The sequence below is a fragment of the Nocardioides aurantiacus genome, from assembly GCF_003752505.1.
GTDB classification, from domain to species: domain Bacteria; phylum Actinomycetota; class Actinomycetes; order Propionibacteriales; family Nocardioidaceae; genus Marmoricola; species Marmoricola aurantiacus.
Map to the genome: position 1 here is coordinate 1,404,725 of NZ_RKHO01000001.1, position 23,884 is coordinate 1,428,608.

Annotated in this window: 17 protein-coding genes; 9 read left to right on the forward strand and 8 right to left on the reverse strand. The window is 70.7% G+C overall.

What is annotated here, in order from left to right; genetic code table 11:
- The first annotated feature begins 71 nt into the window (after window positions 1-71).
- Window positions 72-1,505, forward strand: a complete 1,434-nt coding sequence (locus EDD33_RS06695; RefSeq protein ID WP_123389646.1) for a tyrosine-protein kinase domain-containing protein — start codon at window positions 72-74, stop codon at window positions 1,503-1,505.
- Between the two features lie 69 nt (window positions 1,506-1,574).
- Here the strand turns inward: EDD33_RS06695 and EDD33_RS06700 are convergent, their stop codons facing one another.
- Both EDD33_RS06700 and EDD33_RS06705 read right to left on the reverse strand, forming a co-directional pair.
- The gene (locus EDD33_RS06700; RefSeq protein ID WP_170169717.1) at window positions 1,575-2,255 is read right to left on the reverse strand and encodes an SGNH/GDSL hydrolase family protein; all 681 of its coding nucleotides are present in this window, start codon (window positions 2,253-2,255) and stop codon (window positions 1,575-1,577) included.
- Between the two features lie 92 nt (window positions 2,256-2,347).
- Window positions 2,348-3,751 (reverse strand): endo-1,3-alpha-glucanase family glycosylhydrolase, encoded by a 1,404-nt coding sequence (locus tag EDD33_RS06705; protein WP_170169718.1) that lies wholly within the window; start codon window positions 3,749-3,751, stop codon window positions 2,348-2,350.
- Between the two features lie 266 nt (window positions 3,752-4,017).
- On the opposite strand from EDD33_RS06705, the gene gmd reads away from it, so the two are divergent.
- Genes gmd through EDD33_RS06720 form a run of 3 tightly spaced genes read left to right on the forward strand, consistent with a single transcriptional unit; the run spans window position 4,018 to window position 7,331 of the window.
- On the forward strand, window positions 4,018-5,139 hold the full coding sequence (gmd, locus tag EDD33_RS06710) for a GDP-mannose 4,6-dehydratase (protein WP_123389649.1): 1,122 nt from the start codon (window positions 4,018-4,020) through the stop codon (window positions 5,137-5,139).
- 7 nt (window positions 5,140-5,146) lie between these two features.
- On the forward strand, window positions 5,147-6,118 hold the full coding sequence (fcl, locus tag EDD33_RS06715) for a GDP-L-fucose synthase (RefSeq protein WP_123389650.1): 972 nt from the start codon (window positions 5,147-5,149) through the stop codon (window positions 6,116-6,118).
- Window positions 6,111-7,331: a glycosyltransferase gene (locus EDD33_RS06720; protein ID WP_211332443.1), complete on the forward strand. Its 1,221-nt coding sequence runs from the start codon at window positions 6,111-6,113 to the stop codon at window positions 7,329-7,331. The genes fcl and EDD33_RS06720 overlap by 8 nt, the downstream gene beginning before the upstream one ends.
- A 31-nt stretch (window positions 7,332-7,362) precedes the next feature.
- On the opposite strand, the gene EDD33_RS06725 is transcribed toward EDD33_RS06720, so the two are convergent.
- Window positions 7,363-10,053: a glycoside hydrolase family 71 protein gene (locus EDD33_RS06725; RefSeq protein WP_123389651.1), complete on the reverse strand. Its 2,691-nt coding sequence runs from the start codon at window positions 10,051-10,053 to the stop codon at window positions 7,363-7,365.
- Between the two features lie 230 nt (window positions 10,054-10,283).
- On the reverse strand, window positions 10,284-15,782 hold the full coding sequence (locus EDD33_RS06730; protein WP_211332444.1) for a LamG-like jellyroll fold domain-containing protein: 5,499 nt from the start codon (window positions 15,780-15,782) through the stop codon (window positions 10,284-10,286).
- 223 nt (window positions 15,783-16,005) lie between these two features.
- On the opposite strand from EDD33_RS06730, the gene EDD33_RS06735 reads away from it, so the two are divergent.
- Genes EDD33_RS06735 through EDD33_RS20270 form a run of 4 tightly spaced genes read left to right on the forward strand, consistent with a single transcriptional unit; the run spans window position 16,006 to window position 18,524 of the window.
- Complete coding sequence (locus EDD33_RS06735) at window positions 16,006-16,449, forward strand: FAD synthase family protein (protein ID WP_123389653.1); 444 nt, start codon at window positions 16,006-16,008, stop codon at window positions 16,447-16,449.
- A gap of 29 nt (window positions 16,450-16,478) precedes the next feature.
- Window positions 16,479-17,345: a PPK2 family polyphosphate kinase gene (locus EDD33_RS06740; RefSeq protein ID WP_123389654.1), complete on the forward strand. Its 867-nt coding sequence runs from the start codon at window positions 16,479-16,481 to the stop codon at window positions 17,343-17,345.
- Between the two features lie 7 nt (window positions 17,346-17,352).
- Entirely contained in the window at window positions 17,353-18,117 is a 765-nt protein-coding gene (locus EDD33_RS06745) for a HipA family kinase (protein ID WP_123389655.1), read from the forward strand.
- Entirely contained in the window at window positions 18,114-18,524 is a 411-nt protein-coding gene (locus EDD33_RS20270; RefSeq protein WP_123389656.1) for a DUF3037 domain-containing protein, read from the forward strand. The genes EDD33_RS06745 and EDD33_RS20270 overlap by 4 nt, the downstream gene beginning before the upstream one ends.
- A 4-nt stretch (window positions 18,525-18,528) precedes the next feature.
- Here the strand turns inward: EDD33_RS20270 and EDD33_RS06755 are convergent, their stop codons facing one another.
- The 4 genes from EDD33_RS06755 to EDD33_RS06770 form a co-directional block, all read right to left on the reverse strand.
- The gene (locus tag EDD33_RS06755) at window positions 18,529-19,272 is read right to left on the reverse strand and encodes a sirohydrochlorin chelatase (RefSeq protein ID WP_123389657.1); all 744 of its coding nucleotides are present in this window, start codon (window positions 19,270-19,272) and stop codon (window positions 18,529-18,531) included.
- Window positions 19,273-19,366: 94 nt separating this feature from the next.
- Window positions 19,367-20,113 carry a phosphoadenylyl-sulfate reductase gene (locus EDD33_RS06760; RefSeq protein WP_123389658.1) on the reverse strand — a complete coding sequence of 249 codons (747 nt, stop codon included), beginning with the start codon at window positions 20,111-20,113 and terminating at the stop codon, window positions 19,367-19,369.
- Complete coding sequence (locus EDD33_RS06765) at window positions 20,110-20,313, reverse strand: hypothetical protein (protein WP_123389659.1); 204 nt, start codon at window positions 20,311-20,313, stop codon at window positions 20,110-20,112. The genes EDD33_RS06760 and EDD33_RS06765 overlap by 4 nt, the downstream gene beginning before the upstream one ends.
- Window positions 20,310-22,043, reverse strand: a complete 1,734-nt coding sequence (locus EDD33_RS06770; RefSeq protein ID WP_123389660.1) for a nitrite/sulfite reductase — start codon at window positions 22,041-22,043, stop codon at window positions 20,310-20,312. Before EDD33_RS06770 ends, EDD33_RS06765 begins: the two co-directional genes overlap by 4 nt.
- 335 nt (window positions 22,044-22,378) lie before the next feature.
- Here EDD33_RS06770 and EDD33_RS06775 point away from each other — a divergent pair, with 335 nt between their 5' ends.
- The gene (locus EDD33_RS06775) at window positions 22,379-23,827 is read left to right on the forward strand and encodes a glycine hydroxymethyltransferase (RefSeq protein ID WP_123389661.1); all 1,449 of its coding nucleotides are present in this window, start codon (window positions 22,379-22,381) and stop codon (window positions 23,825-23,827) included.
- Window positions 23,828-23,884 lie beyond the last annotated feature (57 nt).

Here is a 23,884-nt window from a genome sequence, read left to right on the forward strand (position 1 = left end):
CCCGACCGATCTCGGGGACTGGCTGGCCCTCGTGGCGAGGGGTTCACTGCCGACCAAGGAGTCTTCTTTCCATGACGCTGCGTGGCATCTGGGGTCTCGTACGGTTCAACTGGCTCACCCTCGTCGCCGTCACGGCGGTCGGCGCCGGACTGGGCGCGCTCCTGGCCAGCAGCATGACGCCGCAGTACACCGCCCGCTCCGAGGTCTTCGTGTCGGTCAACAACGGAAGCAACACGAGCGAGATCGCGGAAGGTGCGAGCTACTCGCAAGATCAGGCAAGGAACTTCGCCGCGGTAGTCACCCGGGAAGTCGTGCTTGAGGACATCGTCGACTCGCTCGACCTTCCCATGACAGTCAGTGATTTGCGTGATCACGTGTCAGCCACGGTGCCTCTGAACACTTCCATCATCACGATTTCCGTGGTGGACACCTCGGCCCAGCGCGCCGCTGCCATTGCGAACTCGCTCTCCCAAGGCCTGGCACGTGAAATTCCTCAGTTGGCGCCTAGCTCGAGCAACTCGTCGACACCGCTCAGCCTGAAGCCTGTGGAACGAGCGGTACCGCCGCAGTCCCCGTCCTCGCCTCACACCAACCTCGTCATCGTCCTGGGAGCGCTGTTGATGCTCTCTGCGACCGTCCTCGTCCTTGCTGTGAGGGACCTCATCAAGGGGAAGGTGCGTTCGGCCGACCAAGCGGTCGAGATTACCGGTGCTCCTTTGCTGGGCACCATCACCAGCCACCGTGCGCTGCACAAGCGGCCCATGGCGTCGGCTACCGAGAATGCGCTGCGCGCCGAGCAGTACCGGCAGATCCGCACCAACCTGCGCTTCATCCAGATGGACCACGGCCATAAGGTCTTCCTCTTCACCTCGTCAATACCGGGCGAAGCCAAGAGCACCACTGCTGCCAATGTCGCTGCCACGCTGGCCGAGGACGGAGTTCGGGTCTGCCTCGTGGAAGCAGACCTGCGCAAGCCGCGGCTGGCCGAGACGATGAACCTGGTCGACGGCGTCGGCTTTACCAGCGTGCTCGCGCGGTCTCTCTCACTGGACGACGCCCTTCAGCCTTGGGGTGATCATGGACTGAGCGTCTTGCTGGCTGGAGAGGTCCCTCCGAATCCCAGCGAGCTGCTTGGGTCGTCGCGCGCACAAACGCTGCTGAACGAGATTCGAACCAGGTTCGAGGTGACCATCATCGATGCGCCGCCGCTGATTCCTGTGACAGACGCGACACTTCTGGCCAGATTCGCCGGCGGTGCCGTCATGGTGGTGTCCGAGGGGACGGTGGAAGTGCGCGAACTGCGCCGCGCTGTGGAACGGATGGGGATGGTCGACGCTCCCGTCCTCGGAACCATCGTCACCATGTCGAAGGACGCCACCTCGGGCACTTACTACGGCTCGTACGTCACGCAGAGCAACCGCTCAGCTCGGGGGAACCGGGCCTACGCCGAACGGGCCCCTCGATCTGATCCGGCTGGACGCAGCCGTGCGAGGTCGGACGCCTGAGCACAAGCCGACGCGGCGTGGCGCGGGGTCGTTCAGTCGCCGCGACTGGGAGCGCCCGCGTCAGGCCTGTCAATTTTTGAGGGCATCCCCGAGGAGGGGACGGATAGCACGGGCGATCGCAGCATGACCTTGGTCATTGGGGTGCACGTCGTCGTCGGCAACGCGATCGGGTCGTCCTGCTAGCGGTTGTCCCAAGTCGAGGAAGTTGGCCCCACCTACCCTTTCCCGGATGTAGTCGCCAAGTTTGCTGAGGGCGGCAGGAGCGTCCGACGCATCCCAGAGGGGGTTGGTGGCCACGATTCGAGCGTGTGGGAATCGCTTCTCCAGAAACAGGAAGAGGCTCCGGACTGCTGTCTGCTCCTGACCTACTGGTTGCGACAGGTCGTTGCGCCCTCCCGACACGACGATAAGGTCAGGGTCGACACCGTCTCGGTAGGCGCGTTCCGCCATCGTCTGGAAGTCGGGGCACTCTTCTTGGCCACACGCAGAGAAACCCCCGGTCTGGTAACTCTTGAGGAAGCCCGTGCCCCCTCGCGCCAGATTGGTCACGGTCCAATCGGTATTCGTGCTCACAAGCCCAGCCCATGATTTGCCCGGCAAAGACGCGCCGGTTCCGGCGGCGTAAGAATCCCCGAGGAGGAGGATGGACGGGAGGGGCTGGACAGCAGGGGTTTCGAACGGCGCGCCCGTGGATGGCTGCTTCGAGACGACTGAGACAACGACCACTACTGCCAGGATCGTGGCTGCCACGCTGAGAGCGTCCCTGAATCGTGCCAGCGTTGGTCCCATGGCCCCAATCCTAGTCGGGCCGTTCGGTGTCTTATGGCCCCGCCGGACGCAGGTCAATCAGACTGGGTGCCGACGGCGTAGTACTGCAGGTCGAGATTCAGTGGCGAGAGCGCCACGGTAAAGGGCGATCTGAGTCTGGCCACGGTTACTCCGTCTCGGGTGATCTGGGCCATGACCGACCCCGGACCCAGGGGAACTGTGAAGGAGGAGACGCCCTTCTCGGCACGGAAAGACGTTTGCGACCCGGCTACCGATATCGCGACTTCGGCTGGAGCCTTGAGGAACACGAGGGCTTCCGCACGGTCTGACACGGGCGTTCCGGGGCCGAGGCTAGGCCGCATGCCTGCCTGCCCCGGCGGGGGCTCGGCTGCGGCCAACTGGTTTCGGTGGGTGAGGAACAGGCGATCATGGTCCACGGTGGGCGCGCTGCCCTCCTTGAACCATCGGATGTACCACTCAAGTATGTCGAGAAACGCCTGGCCATGGGCGACAGACGGGGCTATGTGGGTGGACTCGCTGTAATCGTTCCACGTGACGATCTGAACCTCGTCCGCACCACCGGATATCGCGCTTCGCCAGGATGCCCGCAGCGTGGCGGTATTCGAGGCTTCAGCGTAGATGTGTTCCCGGGGTCGAGAATCCTGAACAGCTATCGGTGACATCCACCTGCGCCCGAGGCGGTGGGCGCGGGCGGCGTCACCCACGTGGGCTTCCATCCCGCGCGTTGTTCGCTCTCCCCAGCGACCGAAGCCGCGACTGAACGGAGCGTATGCGGCCAAGTTGGAGTCGCTCGCGTCGAGAAACACAGCGGTGAACGACACGCGTATTCCGTGCGCTGACCGGAGACCGAAGATCAGCGCCTGCCACCAGGACGTGGGACGTCGCTCGGCGGCGAACGAATCGAGGCGGAACACGCCGCCGGTGCGGGCTGCGGCGGGGGAGCGGTAGAGCTCGGCGAGCCGTTCGGCCACGAAAGTGGGGTCCGCCCTGCCGATCGAGGCGGTGGCGTCGACCGAGACCGCGACCTGGAACCCGCCCACGTCCGTGGCCGCCTGCATCAGGTCCACCCCCGCCCGCCAGTTGCTGCCGTCCAGGGTCATCACGTTGAGGATGAACCCGTCGATACCGGCCGACTTGGCCTGCTCAACCTCGGTGCGCAGGTCCGCGAGCCGGAAGCCCTCCCCGCGCGGGGATCGCGGGACGGGGCGGTCGCGCAGCAGCCCGCCGTACGCCGCGTGCCTGCCCCCCTCGCCCGCGGGGTCGAGGTAGTTGCGCGTGTAGTAGTCGGACTCGGCGGGCTCGTCGTCGATGGAGATTGGGTAGGGTGGAAAGTAGTGGGCCCAGACGGTTGCCTCGGTGGCACCCGCACCACCTCCGGGTGTAGCACCCGGGACGACGGGGCGGCAACCCGTCCATGCCACGAGCAGAGCGAGGACCAGAAGGCCGATGCTCGCCACCCTGGTCGAACGGTGGTTCCGGGAGGTGCACATGCGCTTCTTCCCTGCCGACGTCGGCTCCGACGCGATGACGGACCCACCGCGGGCCCGGCTGGCTCCACGGTAGGCGAGGCCCCCCAGGGAACGCCACGTCGCGTCGGGGTCGTCTGGACCAGTGCCCAACCCGCGCGGCAGGAGTGGGCCGAGGACCCAGTTTTCCGTCGCTAGACTCCACGGGTCGTCCACGCGTGGTGGTCGGACCGAATGCCATCTGGGGGACGAGGCACGTGGCCAAGACAGCACTGATCACCGGGATCACCGGTCAGGACGGCTCCTACCTGGCCGAGCACCTGCTGGCGAAGGGGTACGACGTGCACGGCATCAAGCGCCGCGCGTCCATGCTCAACACCCAGCGCATCGACCACATCTACGAGGACCCTCACGAGCCGGACCCGCGGCTCCACCTGCACTACGGCGACCTCACCGACTCCTCCAACCTCACCAGGATCGTCGGCGACGTCCGGCCCGACGAGATCTACAACCTCGGCGCCCAGTCGCACGTGGCCGTGAGCTTCGAGCAGCCGGAGTACACCGCCGACGTGGACGGGCTCGGCACCCTGCGGCTGCTGGAGTCCGTGCGGCTGCTCGGCCTGACCGACACCGTGCGCTTCTACCAGGCCTCCACGAGCGAGCTCTACGGGCTCGTGCAGGAGACCCCGCAGACCGAGACGACACCGTTCTACCCGCGCTCGCCGTACGCCGTCGCCAAGCTCTACGCCTACTGGATCACGGTCAACTACCGCGAGTCCTACGGCATGTACGCCTGCAACGGGATCCTCTTCAACCACGAGTCGCCCCGGCGGGGCGAGACGTTCGTGACCCGGAAGATCACGCGCGGGCTCGCCCACATCGCCCTGGGCCTCGACTCCTGCCTCTACCTCGGCAACATGGACGCCCTCCGCGACTGGGGCCACGCCAAGGACTACGTGGTGCTGCAGTGGATGCTGCTGCAGCAGGACCAGCCCAAGGACTACGTCATCGCCACCGGGGAGCAGCACTCGGTGCGCGACTTCGTCCGGTGGAGCGCCGAGGCGCTGGGCGTGACCTTGCGGTTCGAGGGCGTCGGCGTGGAGGAGGTGGGCGTCGTGGAGGCGGTCGACGGCGACCTCGCCCCCGGCCTGCGTCCCGGTGACGTGGTGGTGCGCGTGGACCCCCGCTACTTCCGGCCCGCCGAGGTGGAGACCCTGCTCGGCGACCCGCGCCTGGCGGAGGCCGACCTGGGCTGGAAGCCCACGGTGGGGGTGCGCGAGATGGTGCGCGAGATGGTCGAGCACGACCACGACGCTGCCCGGCGCACCGCCCTGCTCAAGCAGCACGGGTTCGACGTACCGCTGACGGCGGGGGAGTGAGGACGCCATGACGACCCGCAAGCGCGTGTTCGTGGCGGGCCACCGGGGCATGGTGGGCTCGGCCATCGTGCGCCAGATCGAGGCCCGCGACGACGTGGAGCTCGTGACCGCCACCCGGGACGAGGTCGACCTCGTCGACCAGCGCCAGGTGACCGAGTGGTTCGCACGGACGCCGCTGGACGAGGTCTACCTGGCAGCCGCCAAGGTCGGCGGGATCCAGGCCAACAACACCTACCCGGCCGACTTCATCTGGCACAACCTGATGATCGAGGCCAACGTGATCAAGGCGGCCCACGACCAGGATGTCGACCGGCTGCTCCTCCTGGGGTCCTCGTGCATCTACCCCCGCGAAGCACCGCAGCCGATGTCCGAGGACACCCTGCTCACCGGGGTGCTGGAGCCCACCAACGAGCCGTACGCCGTCGCCAAGATCGCCGGCATCAAGCTCTGCGAGAGCTTCGCGCGGCAGTACGGCCGCGACTACCGCAGCGTCATGCCCACCAACCTCTACGGGCCGGGCGACAACTTCCACCCCCAGAACAGCCACGTGCTGCCCGCGCTGATCCGCCGGTTCGACGATGCCGCGCGCAACGGCACCGAGGAGGTCCTGGTCTGGGGCAGTGGCCGACCACGCCGCGAGTTCCTGCACGTGGACGACATGGCGGCCGCGTCGGTCCACGTCATGGAGCTCGACCGCGAGACCTACGCGGCGAACACCGAGCCGATGCTCTCGCACATCAACGTCGGCACCGGGAGCGACCTGTCGATCCGCGAGCTGGCCGAGCTCGTCGCCTCGGTCACGGGCTTCCGTGGCCGGATCGCCTTCGACGCGAGCAAGCCCGACGGCACCCCCCGCAAGCTGCTCGACGTCTCGCGCCTGGCGCGACTGGGGTGGGAGGCCACCGTGCCCCTCGACCGCGGTGTCGCCGAGGTCTACGAGTGGTACCGCGCGCAGGGACACGACGTCCGCGGTGGCTGAGGGCGCCAGCAGGATCCTGTTCGTCGGCATCAACTACGCCCCTGAGCCGACCGGCATCGCTCCCTACACCGCGGGCATGGCCTCGGGCCTCGCCCGCCGTGGCCACGACGTGCGTGTCGTCACCGGCTACCCGCACTACCCGTGGTGGGAGGTCCCCGAGGGGTACGCCGGCCGCCGCATGCGCGAGCAGGTCGACGGTGTCCCCGTGGAGCGCAGGCGCCACCACCTGCCCGGCGACCACGGCACCCTGCGCAGGGCGGCGATGGAGGTGGACTTCGGTGTCCGCTCCACGTTCACGCGGTGGGGCCGTCCCGACGTGGTCGTCGCGGTGAGCCCCGCCATGATCGCCGCCCGCATGACCGTGGCGCGTGCCCGGGCCGCGCGGATCCCCGTCGTGACCTGGGTCCAGGACATCTACACCCTGGGCCTGGTGGAGACGGGTGGCAGCGCGCGGCAGCAGGGCGTCGTACGGGCGGTGGAGCGGGGGCTGCTGCAGGCCTCGACCCGTGCCGTCGTCATCCACGACCGGTTCCGGAGCCGGCTCGTGCAGGACCTCGCCGTCACGACGCCGATCGACGTCGTCCGGAACTGGTCGCACGTCGAGGGCGCCGACGACCCCGACCGCCGGGCCACCCGCGCCTCGCTGGGCTGGGCGGACGACGACGTGGTCGTGCTCCACGCCGGCAACATGGGCGCCAAGCAGGGCCTGGAGAACGTCGTGGACGCCTCGAGGCTGGCCTCCGACCGCCGGTCGCGGGTGCGGTTCGTCCTCCTCGGGGGCGGCAACCAGGCCGAGAGCCTGCGGCGGCGCGATCCCAACGACCGGCTGCAGATCGTCGACCCCTTGCCCGACGGCGAGTTCGAGCGCGCCCTCGGCGCGGCCGACGTCCTGCTGGTCAACGAGCTGCCCGGCCTCACCGAGATGTCGGTCCCGAGCAAGCTCACGACGTACTACGCGACGGGCCTGCCCGTGCTCGCCGCCGTGGGCCCGGCGAGCACGACGGCCCTCGAGGTCGGGCTCTCCGGCGGTGGCGTCGTCGTGCCGGCGGGCGACCCGGCGGCGCTGCTGGGTGCAGCGGAGTCCCTGGGGTCGGACCCCGGACGCGCTGCCGCCCTGGGGGCAGCCGGCGGGGAGTTCCGTCGTCGTCACCTCACCGAGGCGGCGGCGCTCGACGCCTTCGAGCAGACGCTGAGCAGGGCGGTGGGAGCCTGATCGGCTCCCACCGCCCCGCTCGGTCCTGCGACTAGCGGCCGAAGGCCCAGTACTGGAAGTCCTGGACGAGCGGCAGGGCAGTGACGTCGCGGTTCGACGTCAGGTCCATCACGGTGGCGCCGTCTCGCACCAGCGTGGCGCGGACCTCACCGTCCCGCAGCGGGATGGTGACCGCAGAGCTCCCGGCAGGGAGCGAGAAGCTCTGCGCGCTGCCGCCGCTCACCAGCTTCAAGGTGGCGGGCTGCTTGAGGAAGACCAGCCCCTCGACCGTGTCCCTAGGCGGCTTGCTCATGCCGCCCAGCGTGTTTGTCCATGCGTTGATACCCAGGGTCGTTCCCAGAACGGAGAATCGGTGCACACGGTGCGTGACGAAGACGTGGTCCTCTGTAATCGCCGGGGCGGCACCCGTCTTGAACCAGGAGGAGTAGTACTTGGTCAGGTCAGTCAGGACGTGACCGTGTGCCATCGAGGGATTGATCTGGGTCGACTCGCTGTAGTCGTTCCAGGTCACGACCTGCACCATGTCGGCACCGCGTCGGGCACGGGACCACATGGCCCGGAAGGCCTCGGAGTTGCCAGCCTCGGCGAAGGTGAGGGACTTGGGGCGGGCGTCCTGGAAGGCGACGGGCTCCATCCACCTGCGACCCAGGACGTGAGCCTTCGAGGCGTAGTCAGGTGCCCGCTCGACGCTGTCCGGGGTGCGTACCCCCCAGTTGCTGAACCCGTAGCTGAAGGGGGCGAAGGCCTTCATGTTGGTGTCCGAGGCATTGAGGAAAACCGCCATGAACTTGACCGGGACCTGGAACTTGGCCTCGAGGGCCGTGACGACCTGGTCCCACCAGGCCGCACCCTTCTTCTCGGCGTAGAAGGAGGAGAGCAGGAACTCGCCGCCGACCTTCTCCGCGGACGAGTAGGTGTAGAGCTCGGCGAGCTTCGCGGCCACGGCGTCCGGGGTCAGGGTGGCGATCCCGCCGTTGGCGTCGACGTTGGGGACCACGGTGAAGCCGCCGACGTCGCGCGCCGCCTTCATCAGGTTGACGCCGGCGTCCCAGTTGCTGCCGCTCGCGCCCATGATGTTGAGGGTGAAGCCGTCGATGCCGGCGGCCTTGGCCTGGCGCACCTCGGTGCGGAGGTTGGCGATCTTGTAGTCGCTGCCGCCAGGCGTGACACCCAGCGGGCGATCGCGGAGCAGGCCGCCGTAGGCCGCGTGCTTGCCGCCCTCACCGAGGACGCTGAGGTAGTTGCGGGCGTAGTAGTCCGAGGTCCACGTCTGGTTGTCGAGCGAGACGGGGTAGGGCGGGAAGTAGTGGGCGAAGACGCGACGCCCGCTCTCCTGCGGCTCGGCCGGGGGCGTGGTGGGGGCCGGCGCCGTGGTGGGTGACGGCGACGCCGTCGGCGACGGCGAGGTGGTCGGCGTCGGGGACGCGGTGGGGCTCGGAGACGCGGTCGGGGTCGGGGAGGCGGTCGGCGAGGGCGCGGCCGTAGGGCTGGGGGCCGGCACCGAGACGGCGACCGGGGCCGTGGTGGGCGTGGGGGTCGGAGTGGGGGTGGGAGTGGGCGTGGGGGTCGGCGTCGGCGTGGCGGTGGGCGTCGCGGTCGTGGTCGGGGAGAAGGTGAGCACGAGCGCCGGCATGTAGGGCGTGTAGCCCACCTCGCGGGAGAGAACGCGGATGTTGTCGAGCCCGCTGCCCGTCATGCGGACGGTCACGGGCTTGCCCAGCTTGCCGGACAGCGAGGTGACCGAGCCGGTCGCGCGGTAGAGCGTGTTCAGCGCAGTCGTGTTCGCGAGCGAGGCCAGGGCCGCGCCCGTGGCGGTCGGCCGGTTGGCCCAGGTGAGCCCTGTCTCGGTCCAGCCGGTGTTGTCGAGCACCGCGAAACGGGTGGTGTCACGGGACGCCGCGGTGCTGTCGTTCGAGGTCCGGACCTGCATCGTCACGCCCGTCAGGGTCGTGCCCGACGGAGCCGACGGGAGGGTGAACCGCAGGTAGGACTCCAGCAGGGAGGTGCCCGAACCGCGGGAGGAGAGCTGGTCCTGGCTTCCGTAGTTCTGGGACGGGCTCAGCGAGGCCACCATGGCATCGGCGCTCGGCACGATGGTCGAGACGACGGGCGAGGTGCGCGTGCTCTCGACCGCGGCGGTGCGGGCCGTGGTCACGCGCAGCCGGGGTCCGGACTGACCGGACTTGGCGAAGAGGATGCGTCGCACGGCCGAGGAGTGGGTGATCTTGAGGGCCACCGTGGCGGAGCCGGTCAGTCGCACCGGGACCGCGAGGGTCGCGCCGGAGCGGGGGGTCGGACCGGTGCCGACGACCCGGCCGGAGAAGCCGCGCGCCGAGCGGTGGGTGAGGCGCGAGCTCCAGCCCGAACCGACGGACTGCACCCGGATACTCCCGGAACGCGCCGACGAGCTCACGACCTTGAGCTCCAGGGTGGCGCGACCCGAGGCAGCACGCGCCAGCGCGGGGTCGCTGAACTTGAGATAGGTGGCGTTGCGGTGGGTGACAGCGAGGTAGCGGCTGCCCTGGTGACTCGCCCGCGGCCGGGCTGCACTCGTCCACGTCGCGGTGGTGGGCCGCACGGTGACGTCTGTCCCGGCCGTCGTGGTGGCGGCGGGGACCGAGGCCGAGGCCACGGTGGAGGCCGTGGACGGCAGCGCGCCGCCGAGCGCGACGGTGACCAGGGCCAGGGAGAGGCCGATGTTCGCCAACAACTTGTTCTTCACGGGGGTCCTCGCTCACGCTGCGGATCGGAACCGGGGCGCGGTATGCACCTAATGTCCGGTTCCCGTAGCGTAAGACGGTCTAGTCCGCGATTCGTCCAAATCGGACATTTACCGCGAACTTGCTAGTACTGGCCTACTTTTCGTCCCGGTCGTGCTCGGGGACGACGAAGGCCCCGAGCACCGGGGTGCTCGGGGCCTGTCGGGCTCGGCTGCAAACAGCCGAGCTGGGGCTATTCGGGGGTGTAGGTGAGGGTGAGCGTGGGGACGTACGGGAGATAGCCGACTTCGCGGGCGAGTAGGCGCAGGTTGTCGTTGCCGGACCCGCTCAGGCGCAGGGTGATGTTCTGACCGCCTAGAGGGCTCAGTGCGGTGGGGTCTCCTGTGGCCCTGTACAAGGTGTTGAGCGCGGTGGTGCCGCTCAGCGTGGCGAACAGGGTGCCGACACCGGTGGGGCGGTTGTTCCAGTTCAGGGCAGCCTCGGTCCAGCTCGCCCCGGGGAGCACTCGTGCCTGGGTGGTGTCGGTCGATGCCGCCGCAGCGTCATTGGAGGTGCGCACCTGGAGCACGGCTCCGGTCAGAGTTGTTCCGGAGGGCGTGTCGGGCATTGCGAACCGCATGAACGCTTCCTGCGCACTCGAGCCTCCCCGGGCTGCCACCTGGTCATTGCTGCCGTAGGTCGTCGTGGGGGCGGCTTGGTTGGCCAGGGAGTCTTCAGTGGCTCTGACCGTCAGCGTGACCGGCTGCGAGGGGGGTGCAGAACCCACCGTGGCCCGGGCGGCGCTCGAGGCGGCGCTGGTGTTCCCGGCGGCGTCGCGTGCCACCACCTTGTAGTAGTAGGTGCCGGCCGCGACGCCGCCTTGCTGGAAGGCGGTCGAGGTGACCTGGCCGACCCGGTTGCCGGCCCCGACCGCGAAGTCGGCCGTGGTGCCTCGGTGGACGTCGTAGCCGTCCACCCCGACGTTGTCGGTGCTGGGGGACCACGACAGCGAGACGACGTCGCCGGCCACCGCGGCCGACACGCCGGCCGGCACCGACGGCGCCACCGAGTCCGCCGGCGGCTCGGTGGCCCCCGGCGTGTAGGTGAGGGTGAGCGTGGGGACGTACGGGAGATAGCCGACTTCGCGGGCGAGTAGGCGCAGGTTGTCGTTGCCGGACCCGCTCAGGCGCAGGGTGATGTTCTGACCGCCTAGAGGGCTCAGTGCGGTGGGGTCTCCTGTGGCCCTGTACAAGGTGTTGAGCGCGGTGGTGCCGCTCAGCGTGGCGAACAGGGTGCCGACACCGGTGGGGCGGTTGTTCCAGTTCAGGGCAGCCTCGGTCCAGCTCGCCCCGGGGAGCACTCGTGCCTGGGTGGTGTCGGTCGATGCCGCCGCAGCGTCATTGGAGGTGCGCACCTGGAGCACGGCTCCGGTCAGAGTTGTTCCGGAGGGCGTGTCGGGCATTGCGAACCGCATGAACGCTTCCTGCGCACTCGAGCCTCCCCGGGCTGCCACCTGGTCATTGCTGCCGTAGGTCGTCGTGGGGGCGGCTTGGTTGGCCAGGGAGTCTTCAGTGGCTCTGACCGTCAGCGTGACCGGCTGCGAGGGGGGTGCAGAACCCACCGTGGCCCGGGCGGCGCTCGAGGCGGCGCTGGTGTTCCCGGCGGCGTCGCGTGCCACCACCTTGTAGTAGTAGGTGCCGGCCGCGACGCCGCCTTGCTGGAAGGCGGTCGAGGTGACCTGGCCGACCCGGTTGCCGGCCCCGACCGCGAAGTCGGCCGTGGTGCCTCGGTGGACGTCGTAGCCGTCCACCCCGACGTTGTCGGTGCTGGGGGACCACGACAGCGAGACGACGTCGCCGGCCACCGCGGCCGACACGCCGGCCGGCACCGACGGCGCCACCGAGTCCGCCGGCGCTGCCACGGTGGCTGCCGCGGCCGCGCTGGGCTCGCTCCGGTTGCCGGAACCGTCGCGTGCGACCACCTTGTAGTAGGAGGTGCCGGCCGGTCGGCCGAGGTCCTGGTAGGACGCGTCGGTGGTGTCGGCCAGACGACTGGCCTCGCCCACCTCGAACCCGGCGCTCGCGCCCCGGTAGACCGTGTAGCCGACGATGCCCACGTCGTCGCTGGAAGGAACCCAGGAGACGGTCACGTCGGACCCCGCGACGCTCGTCGAGACGTCGGTGGGGGTGGAGGGCTTGCTGTAGTCGGGGACGTCCACGGCGACCGAGTCCGACGGCTGGCTGCTGTTGCCTGCCGCGTCCTGGGCCACCACCTTGTAGAAGTAGCGCCCGCGCTGCAGGCCGGAGTCCGCGAAGGACGGCGACGTGGTCTCGCCGACCCTGGTGGCGCTGCTGACCTCGAAGTCGGCGGTCGTGCCACGGTGGACCTGGTAGCCGGTCACCGCGACGTCGTCGGTGGATCCGTTCCACGTGACGGTCGCGCCGCCGGCCCCCTGGGCCGTCGCGCTGAGACCGGTCGGGGCCGAGGGCGGCGTCCGGTCGGCCACGGTGGCCGCGGCTGCCGAGGAGGGCAGGCTCTGGTTGCCGGCGCCGTCGACGGCGACGACGCGGTAGTAGTAGGTGCCGGGAGCGGGAGCCGGCTGCTGGAACGAGGTCGAGGTGGACTCCCCGACGAGCCTGCTCTCCGAGGGTGTGAAGGTCTCCGAGTCGCCCCGGTAGACGCGGTAGCCGGAGACGCGCAGGTTGTCCTGGCTCTCGGTCCATCCCAGGGTCACCGTGCCCCCCGACACCGACGCCGTGAGGGCGGACGGGGCCGTGGGGGGCGTCGCGTCGGCCACGCCGGTGCCGAAGTGCTGCGAGACCTGGGCCGCAGTGAGGGCGGTCGGGTAGACGGCGAACTCGTCCACGGCGCCGGCGAAGTAGGTGTTCGCCGGAGCGTCGGGCCACCCGTTGAGGTTGCCGCCGCCGACGCGCCAGTAGCCGGAGCCGGTCTCCGCGGTCGAGGTGGAGTTGCTGCCGACCTGCTGGCCGTCGACGTACAGGCGGGTGCCCGCGGCGTCCTGGGTCGCGACGACGTGGTGGAAGACACCGTCGTCGTAGCGGGCGGCGGACCTGACGGTCGACATCGCGCCGTTGTAGGTGCCGAAGGTGAGGCGGCCGTCGCCGCTCATGTAGAGCATCTTGTCGTAGCTCGCGCCGTTGCCGACCGCGGCGTTCTCGAACCCCAGGATCTTGCCCCCCGGGGTCGTGGTGGAGAACCAGGCCTCGGCGGAGAACACTCGGGTCGGGGACAGCGGCTGCTGTGTGGCCACGGTCCCGAGGGTGGTGCCGCTCGTGCGGACGGCGCCGTCGCCCTCGACGGCCCCGCTCACGTCGCGGGTCGTCGCCGGGCCGTAGGTGCCAGGGGCCTCGGCGAAGTAGGACGAGTCCTGCGCCGTGGTGCCGGCGGCCTCGGACAGGCGCCAGTAGAGCGACGGGTCGTCGTCGTAGACGGACGCGCCGTAGGCGTCGGTCGGGCGGGGGGTCACGTTGACGGTGCCGCCACCGGCTCGGAAGTGCTCGGTGATCCTCCGGGCGGGGAGCACGCCGGGGTAGACGGCCGTCTCGTCGACCTGGCCGGCGAAGAAGTCGCTGCTCGGGCGGTTGGGCCATCCGTTGAGGTTGTCGCCGCCGACGTGCCACACGCCCTTGTAGGCCTGGGCGGCGGACACGGCGTTGGTCGCGACCCGGCGGCCGTCGACGAACAGCTGCATGCCGCCGCTGCCCTGGGTGCCCACGACGTGGTGCCACTGGCCGTCGTTGAGCGCGGCGGGCGTGCGGAGCACGGTGGTGGAACCGTTGTAGGCGCCGAGGGCCACGCGTCCGCCGTCCTCCATGTACAGGTGCCGGTCGTAGCTGCCGCTGAGCTGCGTCGCCCCCGTGTCGGTGCGCGGGCGGCCACTGCCGTAGCCGATGATCTTGCCGCCGCGGGGCGTCGTCGTCTTGATCCACGTCTCGATGCTCCACGTCGTGGGGGCAGCGGCGTACTCGTCGTTCCAGACGTAGTCGTCCACGCCGTCGAGGGCCAGCGAGCCCGAGGCGTCCCCGGCCACGGCGCCCTGGGTGCTGGTCGTCGCGCCCTTCGCGCCGAGGCCGTTGAGGCGGCGGGTGGCCGTGCCGCCGGCGCCCGCGTCCTGGACCCAGGTGCCGTTGGTCGCGCCGGTCCAGTAGAGCGTGGGGTTGTCGGCCCGCACGGTCGAGGCGTAGGACCCGGCAGCGGCGCGGGCCGTGGCCGACGTCGCAGTCGAGAGAGCCGACCGGTTGGTGCCGTCGCTCGCGACCACGCGGTAGCTGTAGGTGGTGCCCGGGCTGACGGCCGTGTCGACGAAGGAGACTTGGGGCCGCTTCCACCACAGCGAGCTCGACTGCCCGACCCACACCGGGACGGGGTTGCCGTTGCGGTAGACCTCGTAGGTGATCTCGCTGTCGTCGGGGTCGACGACGGTGCGCCACCGCACCTGTACGGCCGCCTCGGAGGTCGCCTCGGCGACCACCGGGCCCGGCGTCGGGGGCTTCACGACGTCGTCGGGTCCGAACCGCACCAGCCCGCGCTGGGGCTTGCCGTTGATGGTGGTGAACTCGCCACCGCCCCAGAGGTACTTCTTGCCGGTGGTCTTGCCCGTGGCCACGGTGAGGGCACGAGGCCCGATGCCTTCGCCGATGCCGTCGTTGGTCTTCGGGTCCCAGCCGAGCAGCGTGGCGTCGGAGGCCTTCTGCGCCATGAAGTAGTTGCGCTTGCCATCCTGGAACGCCTCGGCGCTGCAGTCGTGGGCGTGGCTGGCCGAGTAGAGGGTGCCCGAGTACTCGTACGTCGCTTGCGTGGCGCCCAGGCAGGTGTCGCGCCACACCTGGTCGAGGGTGGTCCAGTCGATGGCCAGGCGGCCGTCGAAGACCCCGCCGCCGGTGCCCTCGTTGCTGACGTAGAAGCGGCCGTCGTCACCGCTGAAGATGTGCTTGGTCACGGAGTTGTTGTGGATGAACCCGGCCGGGTAGGTCCGCAGGTTGGCCCCGGTGCGACCGTCCACGACCGCGATCGAGTGGGAGTAGACGCCGTTGACGTTGAAGAAGTCCCCGCCGATGGCGACCTTCGCGCCGTCGGGGGACACCACGACCGCCCGCCCGGGGGCGTCGACGTCGGCGACGAAGGGGAGGACCGTGCGCTGGCGCACGTCGACCGCGGCGTAGCGCAGACGCTGCAGGCCGCCGACGGACTGGAAGTCACCACCGAGGTAGAGGGTGTCGCCCGTGATGGCCAGCGAGCGGACGGTCGAGGACACGGTCGGCACCCGGAAGGCGGTGACCGAGCAGGTGGTGAGGTCGAGGGCGGCGACGCGGCCGGTGGCGACGCCGTTGACGCTGCCGAACTCGCCGGCGACGTAGACGGTGCCGTCTGTCGCGGTGGTGATGGCCCGGACGGTCGGGGCCGGGCCGCCGGTGACGTCGAACTGGCACAGGTCGGGGGCGCCCGACTCGGCGTCCAGGACCGCCAACCGACTGGCCGGGACCGCCGGTGCCACGCTGCCGTCCGGGGGGACGAGCTGGGTGAAGTCGCCACCGGCGACCACCTTGCCACCGGACTGCCCGAGGGCCCAGACCCTCCCATTCGTCTGCCACGTCGAGGACGCCGCGCTCGAGAAGTGCACCCCGGGTGAGAGCGCCCGGGCCGGTGGCCCGGCCAGCACCACCAGGAGGGCAGCCAGGAGGCTGCCGATGGCAGCCGTCGCCGTGGTCTTGCGAGCTGAGTAGTGGTGCACGTTACCTCGATGCATCATGGCCAGCGGCCCCCGTTGACCGCCGCGACGACGGTATGCCGGAACAACGCGCGATGGCTCGTCAGGTGACGCCCTGGGGACAAATGGTCTAGCCCGCAGGGCCGGTCCTGACGGCGTCTGCCTAGGGTTGGTGCCCTGGTCGGGGCTCGCGGCGTGGCCCGGGAACGGGTGGCGCCTCGAGCGAGACGTGTCTCGGGGGAGTGACATGACCTTGTACCGCGTGGGCTACGCGAGCGGTGTGTTCGACATGTTCCACGTCGGACACCTCAACATCCTGCACGAGGCCAGCCAGCGCTGTGACCTGCTCGTGGTGGGGGTGGCGACGGACGAGTACGTCGTGCGGCTGAAGGGGGTGCCGCCCGTGATCCCGTTCATCGAGCGGACGCAGATCATCGCGGCGCTGCGTGTCGCGGACGAGGTCGTGGCCGACAGCTCCGCCGACAAGCGGCTCGCCTGGGAACGCCGCCCCTTCGACGCGATCTTCAAGGGCGACGACTGGAAGGACGCTCCCAAGGGGCTCGCCCTGGAGCGCGAGATGTCGTCCATCGGGGTCGACGTCGTCTACTTCCCCTACACGGTCCACACCTCGAGCACGAAGCTACGTGCCTTCCTCGACCTCCACCTCGACGTGGAGCGCGGTGCGGGCTGACCGGGCCGCTGCTCCGACATACTCGGCCCATGAGCGACGACCGCGACGACCGCTACGCCCTGGCCGACCAGCTGCGCCTGCCCCCGGGCCCGGTCCGGCTGGCCGACCTGCCCACTGACGCCACCCCCGTCCTGGACGGCGACAAGGCCGGCGGGCAGCGGGCGCTCGCCGCGCTGGGGGAGGAGCTCGCCGACCTCCAGGAGCGGATGTACGCCCACGCCTACACCGGCGGAGCGCGCCGCGTGCTGGTCGTGCTGCAGGGCATGGACACCTCGGGCAAGGGCGGGGTCGTGGAGAAGGCGATCGGCCTGCTGAGCCCCAACGGCCTGCGCATCACCTCCTTCAAGAAGCCCACCGAGGAGGAGCTCGGGCACGACTTCCTGTGGCGGATCGACCGGGCCCTGCCGGGGCCGGGTGTCGTGGGCGTCTTCGACCGGTCGCACTACGAGGACGTGCTCGTCCACAAGGTGCACGAGCTGGTCGACGAGCCGGAGCTCGAGCGGCGCTACGAGGCGATCAACGCCTGGGAGAAGAGCCTGGTCGAGACGGGCACCATCGTGCTCAAGTGCTTCCTGCACATCTCCGCGGACACCCAGCGCGAGCGGCTGCTGGCCCGGCTCGACGACCCGGACAAGCAGTGGAAGTTCAAGCCCGGTGACGTCGACGAGCGCCAGCACTGGCGCGACTACCAGCGTGCCTACGAGACCGCGCTGGAGCGCTGTCACACCGACGCCGCGCCCTGGTACGTCATCCCGGCCGACCGCAAGTGGTACCGCAACTGGGCCGTCGCCCGGCTGCTGCTCGACGCGCTGCGCGGCATGGAGCTCGACTGGCCGGCGCCTGACTACGACGTGGCCGAGCAGCGCGCGCGGCTCGAGGCGGACAGCGACGCGTGAGGCCGGCATGAGATCGGTCCGCGCCACCCGCTACGTCACGCCGCTGCGCGAGGGAGGCTCCCTCCCCGGCGTGGTCGAGGCCGACGACCTCGGCGTCTACGTCTGCAAGTTCCGCGGCGCCGGCCAGGGCGTCCGCGTCCTGGTCGCCGAGGTGGTGGTGGCCGGCCTGGCCGCGCTGGTCGACGTGCCCGTGCCCGAGCTGGTGGGCGTCGACCTCGCGCGCGACATCGCGCGCTACGAGGCCGACGAGGAGGTCCAGGACCTGCTCACCGCGAGCCTCGGGCTCAACCTGGGGGTCGACCTCCTGCACCGCGCCTTCGGGTACGACGCGTCGTACGAGCCGGATCCCGACCTCGCGGGTCGCGTGCTGTGGCTCGACGCCCTGACCGCCAACGTCGACCGCTCCTGGCGCAACCCCAACCTGCTGCTGTGGAGCGGGGCGCTGTGGGCCATCGACCACGGGGCGGCGCTCTACTTCCACCACAGCTGGCCCGGCGGTGGCGGCAGCCCCGAGCGGTTCGCGGGCCAGGCCTACGACGCGAGCGAGCACATCATGCGGCGCTTCACCCCGCAGGCGCGCGCCCAGGACACGGCGCTGGCCGCCCGGGTCGACGAGACGGCGCTGCGCCGGGTGCTGGCCGAGGTCCCCGACGAGTGGCTGGAGCCGGTCCCGGGGGCCGAGGACGCCGAGGCGCTGCGCGAGCGCTACGTCGCCTTCCTGCTCGCGCGGGTGTCGGGGGAGCGGCCGTGGCTGCCGGAGGACGGGGCGTGAACGGCTACCAGTACGTCGTGCTGCGCTGCGTCCCGCGCGTGGAGCGCGAGGAGTTCCTCAACGTGGGCGTCGTCCTCTACTCCGAGGCGGCCGGGTTCCTGGCCAGCGCCGCCCACGTCGACGACGAGCGGCTGCGCGCGCTCGACCCGGGCCTGGACCCCGCGCAGGTCCGACGGGCGCTGCGGGGCGTCGAGGAGGTGTGCCGCGGCGAGGGGCGCCTCGACCTCGCCGTGGGGGCGCGCGCCACGGCGTACGGCACCCGCGAGGCGGCCGACACGCTCGGCACCCGGTTCGGGCTGCTGCGTGCACCTCGGAGCACCGTCGTGCAGCCGGGGCCGGTGCACGGCGGCCTGACCGAGGATCCCGCGGCCGAGCTGCCGCGGCTGTTGGCGGCGTACGTCGGCTGAGGCCTCAGACGGGGACGAGCTCGACGGCGCCGACGGCGTAGCGGGCGAGCACGGTGCGGGCCAGCTCGGGGTCGGCCCCGAGCGGCTCGGAGACCGCGACGGCGCCGGCCTCCAGGGCCAGCTCCGCTGCGCGGTCGGGCAGGAACCCGGGCGCGAGGAACATCGAGGCGACCGCCACGTGGCGACGACCCTCGCGACGGAACGCACGGACGGCCTCACCGGTCGCCGGCGGGGCCGAGGAGGCGAACGCCGCGACGACGGGCAGGTGGTGACGCGCGCCCCACACCCGGGCCAGCCGGGCGACGGCCTGGTTGGCGACGGTGTCCGAGGACCCCGACGCGGCCAGGACCAGGGCGTCGAGCTCACGCACCCGCGCGCCGCGCAGGGCGTCGCGCAGCCGTGCGTCGAGGACGCCGAGGAAGGCCGGCTCCAGGCCGAGGATGCGGGTGGCGCGCACCTGCAGGCGGGCGTGGCGGTCCATGGCCTCCTGCACGACCCGCGGCACGTCGACCTTGGCGTGGTAGCCCTCGTTGAGCAGCAGCGGGACGACGACGACCTCGTCGTGGCCCTCGGCGACGAGCCGGTCGACGACCGCGTGGAAGCCGGGCTCGGCCAGCTCGAGGAAGGCCGCCTCCACACGCAGGTCGGGGCGCAGCCGGCGGGTCTCGGCCGCGAGGGCCTCGACGGTGGCGGCCGAGCGGGGGTCACGGCTGCCGTGGGCGAGGGTGACGAGGGCTGGAGCGGTCACGTTCCGGCTCCCTTCGAGCTCGTGCGGCGGACGCCGTTGTCCGGTGCGGGTGGTCGCCGGGGGACCGGCGGGGTGTCGGGTGGGACGGGGCGGACTACTGGTGGATGCCGCACTCGGTCTTGTTGCTGCCGGCCCAGCGGCCGCTGCGCGGGTCCTCACCGGGGGCGACCCGGCGGGTGCAGGGCCAGCAGCCGATCGAGGGGTAGCCGTCGTACTGCAACGGGTTCACGAGGATGCCGTTCTCGTCGATGTAGCGCTGCACGTCCTCGTCGGACCAGCGCGCCAGCGGCGAGACCTTGACCTTCTGCTTCTTCTCGTCCCAGCCCACGACGGGGGCGATCACCCGGTTGTGGGTCTCGGCGCGACGCAGGCCGGTCGCCCAGGCGTCGTACGACGCGAGGCCCTCGGCCAGCGGCTGCACCTTGCGCAGCTTGCAGCACAGGTCGGGGTCGGTGCGGAACAGGTCCTTGCCGTACGTCGCGTCCTGCTCGGCCACCGACTGCACCGGCGTGATGTCGATCAGGTTGACCGGCATCGTCGCCTCGACGGCGTCGCGGGTGCCGATGGTCTCGGCGAAGTGGTAGCCGGTGTCGAGGAAGACGACGTCGACGCCGGGGGTGACCTTCGCGGCGAGGTGCGACAGCACGGCGTCGCTCATCGAGGAGGTGACGCAGAACCGCGAGCCGAAGGTGGCCGTGGCCCACTCGATGATGTCCTCGGCCGGAGCCAGCTCGAGCTCGGCACCGACGTGGAAGACGATGTCCTTGAGCTCCTCGGTGCTGCGGCCCTCGGTCTCCGAGCCTCGGTAGTCGCGGGCGGCGAGCGTGGTCGGGATCGTCATCGCGGGCCCCCGGCGGTCGTGCTGCTCGAGGTGGCGGAGGCGGGGCGACGCAGCTGACCGATCATGCTGACCTTGAACGCCCGCAGGCAGGAGTGGCATTCCCACGAGCCGTGGGGGGAGGTGCCGTCCTCGGCCTCGTGCGGGCGGAGGTCCTCCTCGCCGCAGTAGGGGCAGTGGAACGGCACGGCCCGGGCGCTCACGACGCCTCCTCGGCCAGCGACTTCTCGCCACGGAGCAGGACGTCGTCGGCTCGTGTGGCCCAGGCGGCGAAGCCCTCACCGGTCTCGCGGTCCGCGAGGTAGTTGCCGACGACGGCGGTGACGTAGTCGTCGAGGCCGGCGCTGGTGACCTTGTGGGCCCGCAGCTTCTTGCCGAACTGCTCGGTCAGGCCCAGGGCGCCACCGAGGTGGACCTGGAAGCCCTCGACCTGGTCGCCGGCGTCGTCGAGCACGAGCATGCCCTTGAGGCCGATGTCGGCGACCTGGGTGCGGGCGCAGGCGTTGGGGCAGCCGTTGACGTTGACGGTGATGGGGACGTCGAGCGCAGGGAAGCGCTTCTCGAGCTCGCTGACGAGGTCGGTCGCGCGCTGCTTGGTGTCGACGATCGCGAGCTTGCAGAACTCGATGCCGGTGCAGGCCATCGTGTTGCGGCGCCAGTTGGACGGCTCGGCCTCGAGACCGAGCTCGCGCAGGTCGCGGACCACGGCGTCGACGTCGGCCTCGGCGACACCGAGGACGACGAGCTTCTGCTGCGCGGTCAGGCGGGCGCCCGCAGCGGCGTACCGCTCGACGACGTCGCCGACCCCGGTCAGCACCGCGCCGTTGACGCGTCCGGCGACCGGCGCGACCCCGACGTAGAACCTGCCGTCCTTCTGGGCGTGCACGCCGACGTGGTCGCCGCTGACGCCGGAGGCCTCGGGTGAGGGGCCGTCGAGGAGCGGCCGCTGGAGGTACTCGGTCTCGAGGACCTCGCGGAACTTCTCCTTGCCCCAGTCGGAGACGAGGAACTTCAACCGGGCGCGCGAGCGCAGCCGGCGGTAGCCGTAGTCGCGGAACACCGAGACGACGGCCTCCCACGCGTCGGGGACCTCCTCGACCGGGATCCAGACGCCGAGCCTCTGCGCCAGCATCGGGTTGGTCGAGAGACCGCCGCCGACCCACAGGTCGAAGCCGGGGCCGTGCTCGGGGTGCACCGTGCCGACGAAGGAGACGTCGTTGACCGAGGGCACGCAGTCGAGGCTGGGGTGGCCGCTGGCGGAGGTCTTGAACTTGCGCGGCAGGTTGGAGTAGTCGCGGTTGCCGATGTAGCGGCGCTTGATCTCCTCGAGCGCCGGCGTGGCGTCGATGATCTCGTCGGCGGCGACCCCGGCGACGGGGGAGCCGAGGAACGGGCGCGGCGAGTCGCCGCAGGCCTCGAGGCTGGTCATCCCGACGGCGTCCAGGCGGTCCCAGATCTCGGGGACGTTCTCGACCTCGATCCAGTGGTACTGGATGTTCTGGCGGTCGGTGATGTCGGCGGTGCCACGGGCGAAGTCGGTGGAGATCGAGCCCAGGGCGCGCAGCTTCGCGGCGTCGAGCAGCTCACCGTCGGAGCGGACCCGGAGCATGAAGAACTCGTCGTCGAGCTCCTCCTCCTCGAGCATCGCGGTCTTGCCGCCGTCGAAGCCCGGGGCGCGCTGGGTGTAGAGGCCCATCCAGCGGAACCGGCCGCGCAGGTCGGCGGGGTCGATGCTGGCGAAGCCGCGCTTGGAGTAGGTGTAGAGGATCCGGTCGCGGACGTTGAGCGGGTTGTCGTCCTTCTTGGACTGCTCGTTCTTGTTCAGCGGCTCGTTGTAGCCGAGCGCCCACTGGCCCTCGCCCTTCTTGCGGCGGGTGCGGCCGGAGCGGCCGACGCGGCCCTCGGAGGGTGCCGGGGAGGTGCTGGAGGTCATCGTTACCTGTTCCTGGTCGGGAGGGACGCGGTGCGCGCAGCGCGGATCGGCGCGGCGACGAGGCGTCCGGCGGGGCCGTGAGCTCGGCGGGTGGAGGCGGGGCTCGCGGCGCTCAGGAGGAGTGACGACACATCATGCTGCGGGTGCGACCGAGGTCGACGTGGCGGCGGGCCACGAGCCAGGTCGTCGATGCAGCGGTGATCACGGGAGCAAGTCTCACGTCGCGGACAGGCGCCCACAAATCTCGGTCTCATGCAGTGAGATGCGTGTCCGCATATTGGACGCGACGGTCCGCCCCCGGTGGCCCCGCCGAGGGGCCGCTCTAGGCTGGTCCCATGACTGACGAGCGCCTGGCCAAGACCGTCTCCTCGGCGTACGACGCCGCCCTCGAGGTCATCGCCTCGGTCGAGCCGCGTGTGGCGGAGGCCACGCGCCAGGAGCTGGCCGACCAGCGCGGATCGCTCAAGCTGATCGCCTCGGAGAACTACGCCTCGCCGGCCACGCTGCTCACGATGGGCACCTGGTTCAGCGACAAGTACGCCGAGGGCACGGTCGGCCACCGCTTCTACGCCGCCTGCCAGAACGTCGACACCGTCGAGTCCCTCGCCGCCGAGCACGCCCGCGAGCTCTTCGGTGCGCCCTATGCCTACGTGCAGCCGCACTCGGGCATCGACGCCAACCTCGTCGCCTTCTGGTCGATCCTGGCCAACCGCGTCGAGACGCCCACGCTGCAGCGCCTCGGCGCCAAGAACGTCAACGAGCTGACCGAGGAGGACTGGGAGACGCTGCGCCACGAGTTCGGCAACCAGCGCCTGCTGGGCATGTCGCTGGACGCCGGTGGTCACCTGACCCACGGCTTCCGCCCCAACATCAGCGGCAAGATGTTCCACCAGCAGCAGTACGGCACCGACCCCGAGACCGGGCTGCTCGACTACGACGTGGTCCGCGCCAAGGCCCAGGAGTTCCGCCCGCTCGTGCTGGTGGCCGGTTACTCGGCGTACCCCCGCCGGGTGAACTTCGCGAAGATGCGCGAGATCGCCGACGAGGTCGGCGCCGTGCTGATGGTCGACATGGCCCACTTCGCCGGGCTGGTCGCGGGCAAGGTGTTCACCGGCGACGAGGACCCGATCCCGCACGCCCAGATCGTCACCACGACGACCCACAAGTCGCTGCGCGGCCCGCGCGGGGGCCTGGTGCTGGCCCAGGAGGAGTTCGCGGCCGACGTCGACCGCGGGTGCCCGATGGTGCTCGGCGGCCCGCTCTCGCACGTGATGGCGGCCAAGGCCGTCGCGCTGGCCGAGGCCCGCCAGCCGGAGTTCCGCACCTACGCCCAGCACATCGCCGACAACGCCAAGTCGCTCGCCGAGGGCTTCCTGACCCGCGGCGCGAAGCTCGTCACCGGCGGCACCGACAACCACCTGGTGCTGCTCGACGTCTCCGGCTTCGGCCTGACCGGACGCCAGGCCGAGTCGGCGCTGCTCGACGCCGGCGTGGTCACCAACCGCAACTCGGTCCCCGGCGACCCCAACGGCGCGTGGTACACCTCCGGCATCCGCTTCGGCACCCCCGCGCTCACCACCCGCGGCTTCGGCCACGAGGAGTTCGACACCGTCGCCGACCTCGTCGTCGAGGTGCTCTCGAAGACCCGGCCCGGCACCAACAAGGCCGGTGCCCCGTCGAAGGCGACGTACGCCACCGAGGACGGCGTCGCCGACCGCGTCAAGGACCGCGCCGCGGAGATGCTCGACCGCCACCCGCTCTACCCGGGTCTCCAGCTCTCCTGACCGCGAGCGGGCAGTTCTGCTGGTCCCGAGCGCGCCGACCGGGCAGTTCTGCTGAGC

Bases quoted from the DNA above. Each gene is read 5' to 3' on its own strand.
- EDD33_RS06695 (WP_123389646.1), top strand. From the start codon at position 72: ATGACGCTGCGTGGCATCTGGGGTCTCGTACGGTTCAACTGGCTCACC.
- fcl (WP_123389650.1), top strand. From the start codon at position 5,147: ATGACGACCCGCAAGCGCGTGTTCGTGGCGGGCCACCGGGGCATGGTG.
- EDD33_RS06735 (WP_123389653.1), top strand. From the start codon at position 16,006: ATGACCTTGTACCGCGTGGGCTACGCGAGCGGTGTGTTCGACATGTTC.
- EDD33_RS06740 (WP_123389654.1), top strand. From the start codon at position 16,479: ATGAGCGACGACCGCGACGACCGCTACGCCCTGGCCGACCAGCTGCGC.
- EDD33_RS06745 (WP_123389655.1), top strand. From the start codon at position 17,353: ATGAGATCGGTCCGCGCCACCCGCTACGTCACGCCGCTGCGCGAGGGA.
- EDD33_RS06760 (WP_123389658.1), bottom strand. From the start codon at position 20,113: ATGACGATCCCGACCACGCTCGCCGCCCGCGACTACCGAGGCTCGGAG.
- EDD33_RS06770 (WP_123389660.1), bottom strand. From the start codon at position 22,043: ATGACCTCCAGCACCTCCCCGGCACCCTCCGAGGGCCGCGTCGGCCGC.
- EDD33_RS06775 (WP_123389661.1), top strand. From the start codon at position 22,379: ATGACTGACGAGCGCCTGGCCAAGACCGTCTCCTCGGCGTACGACGCC.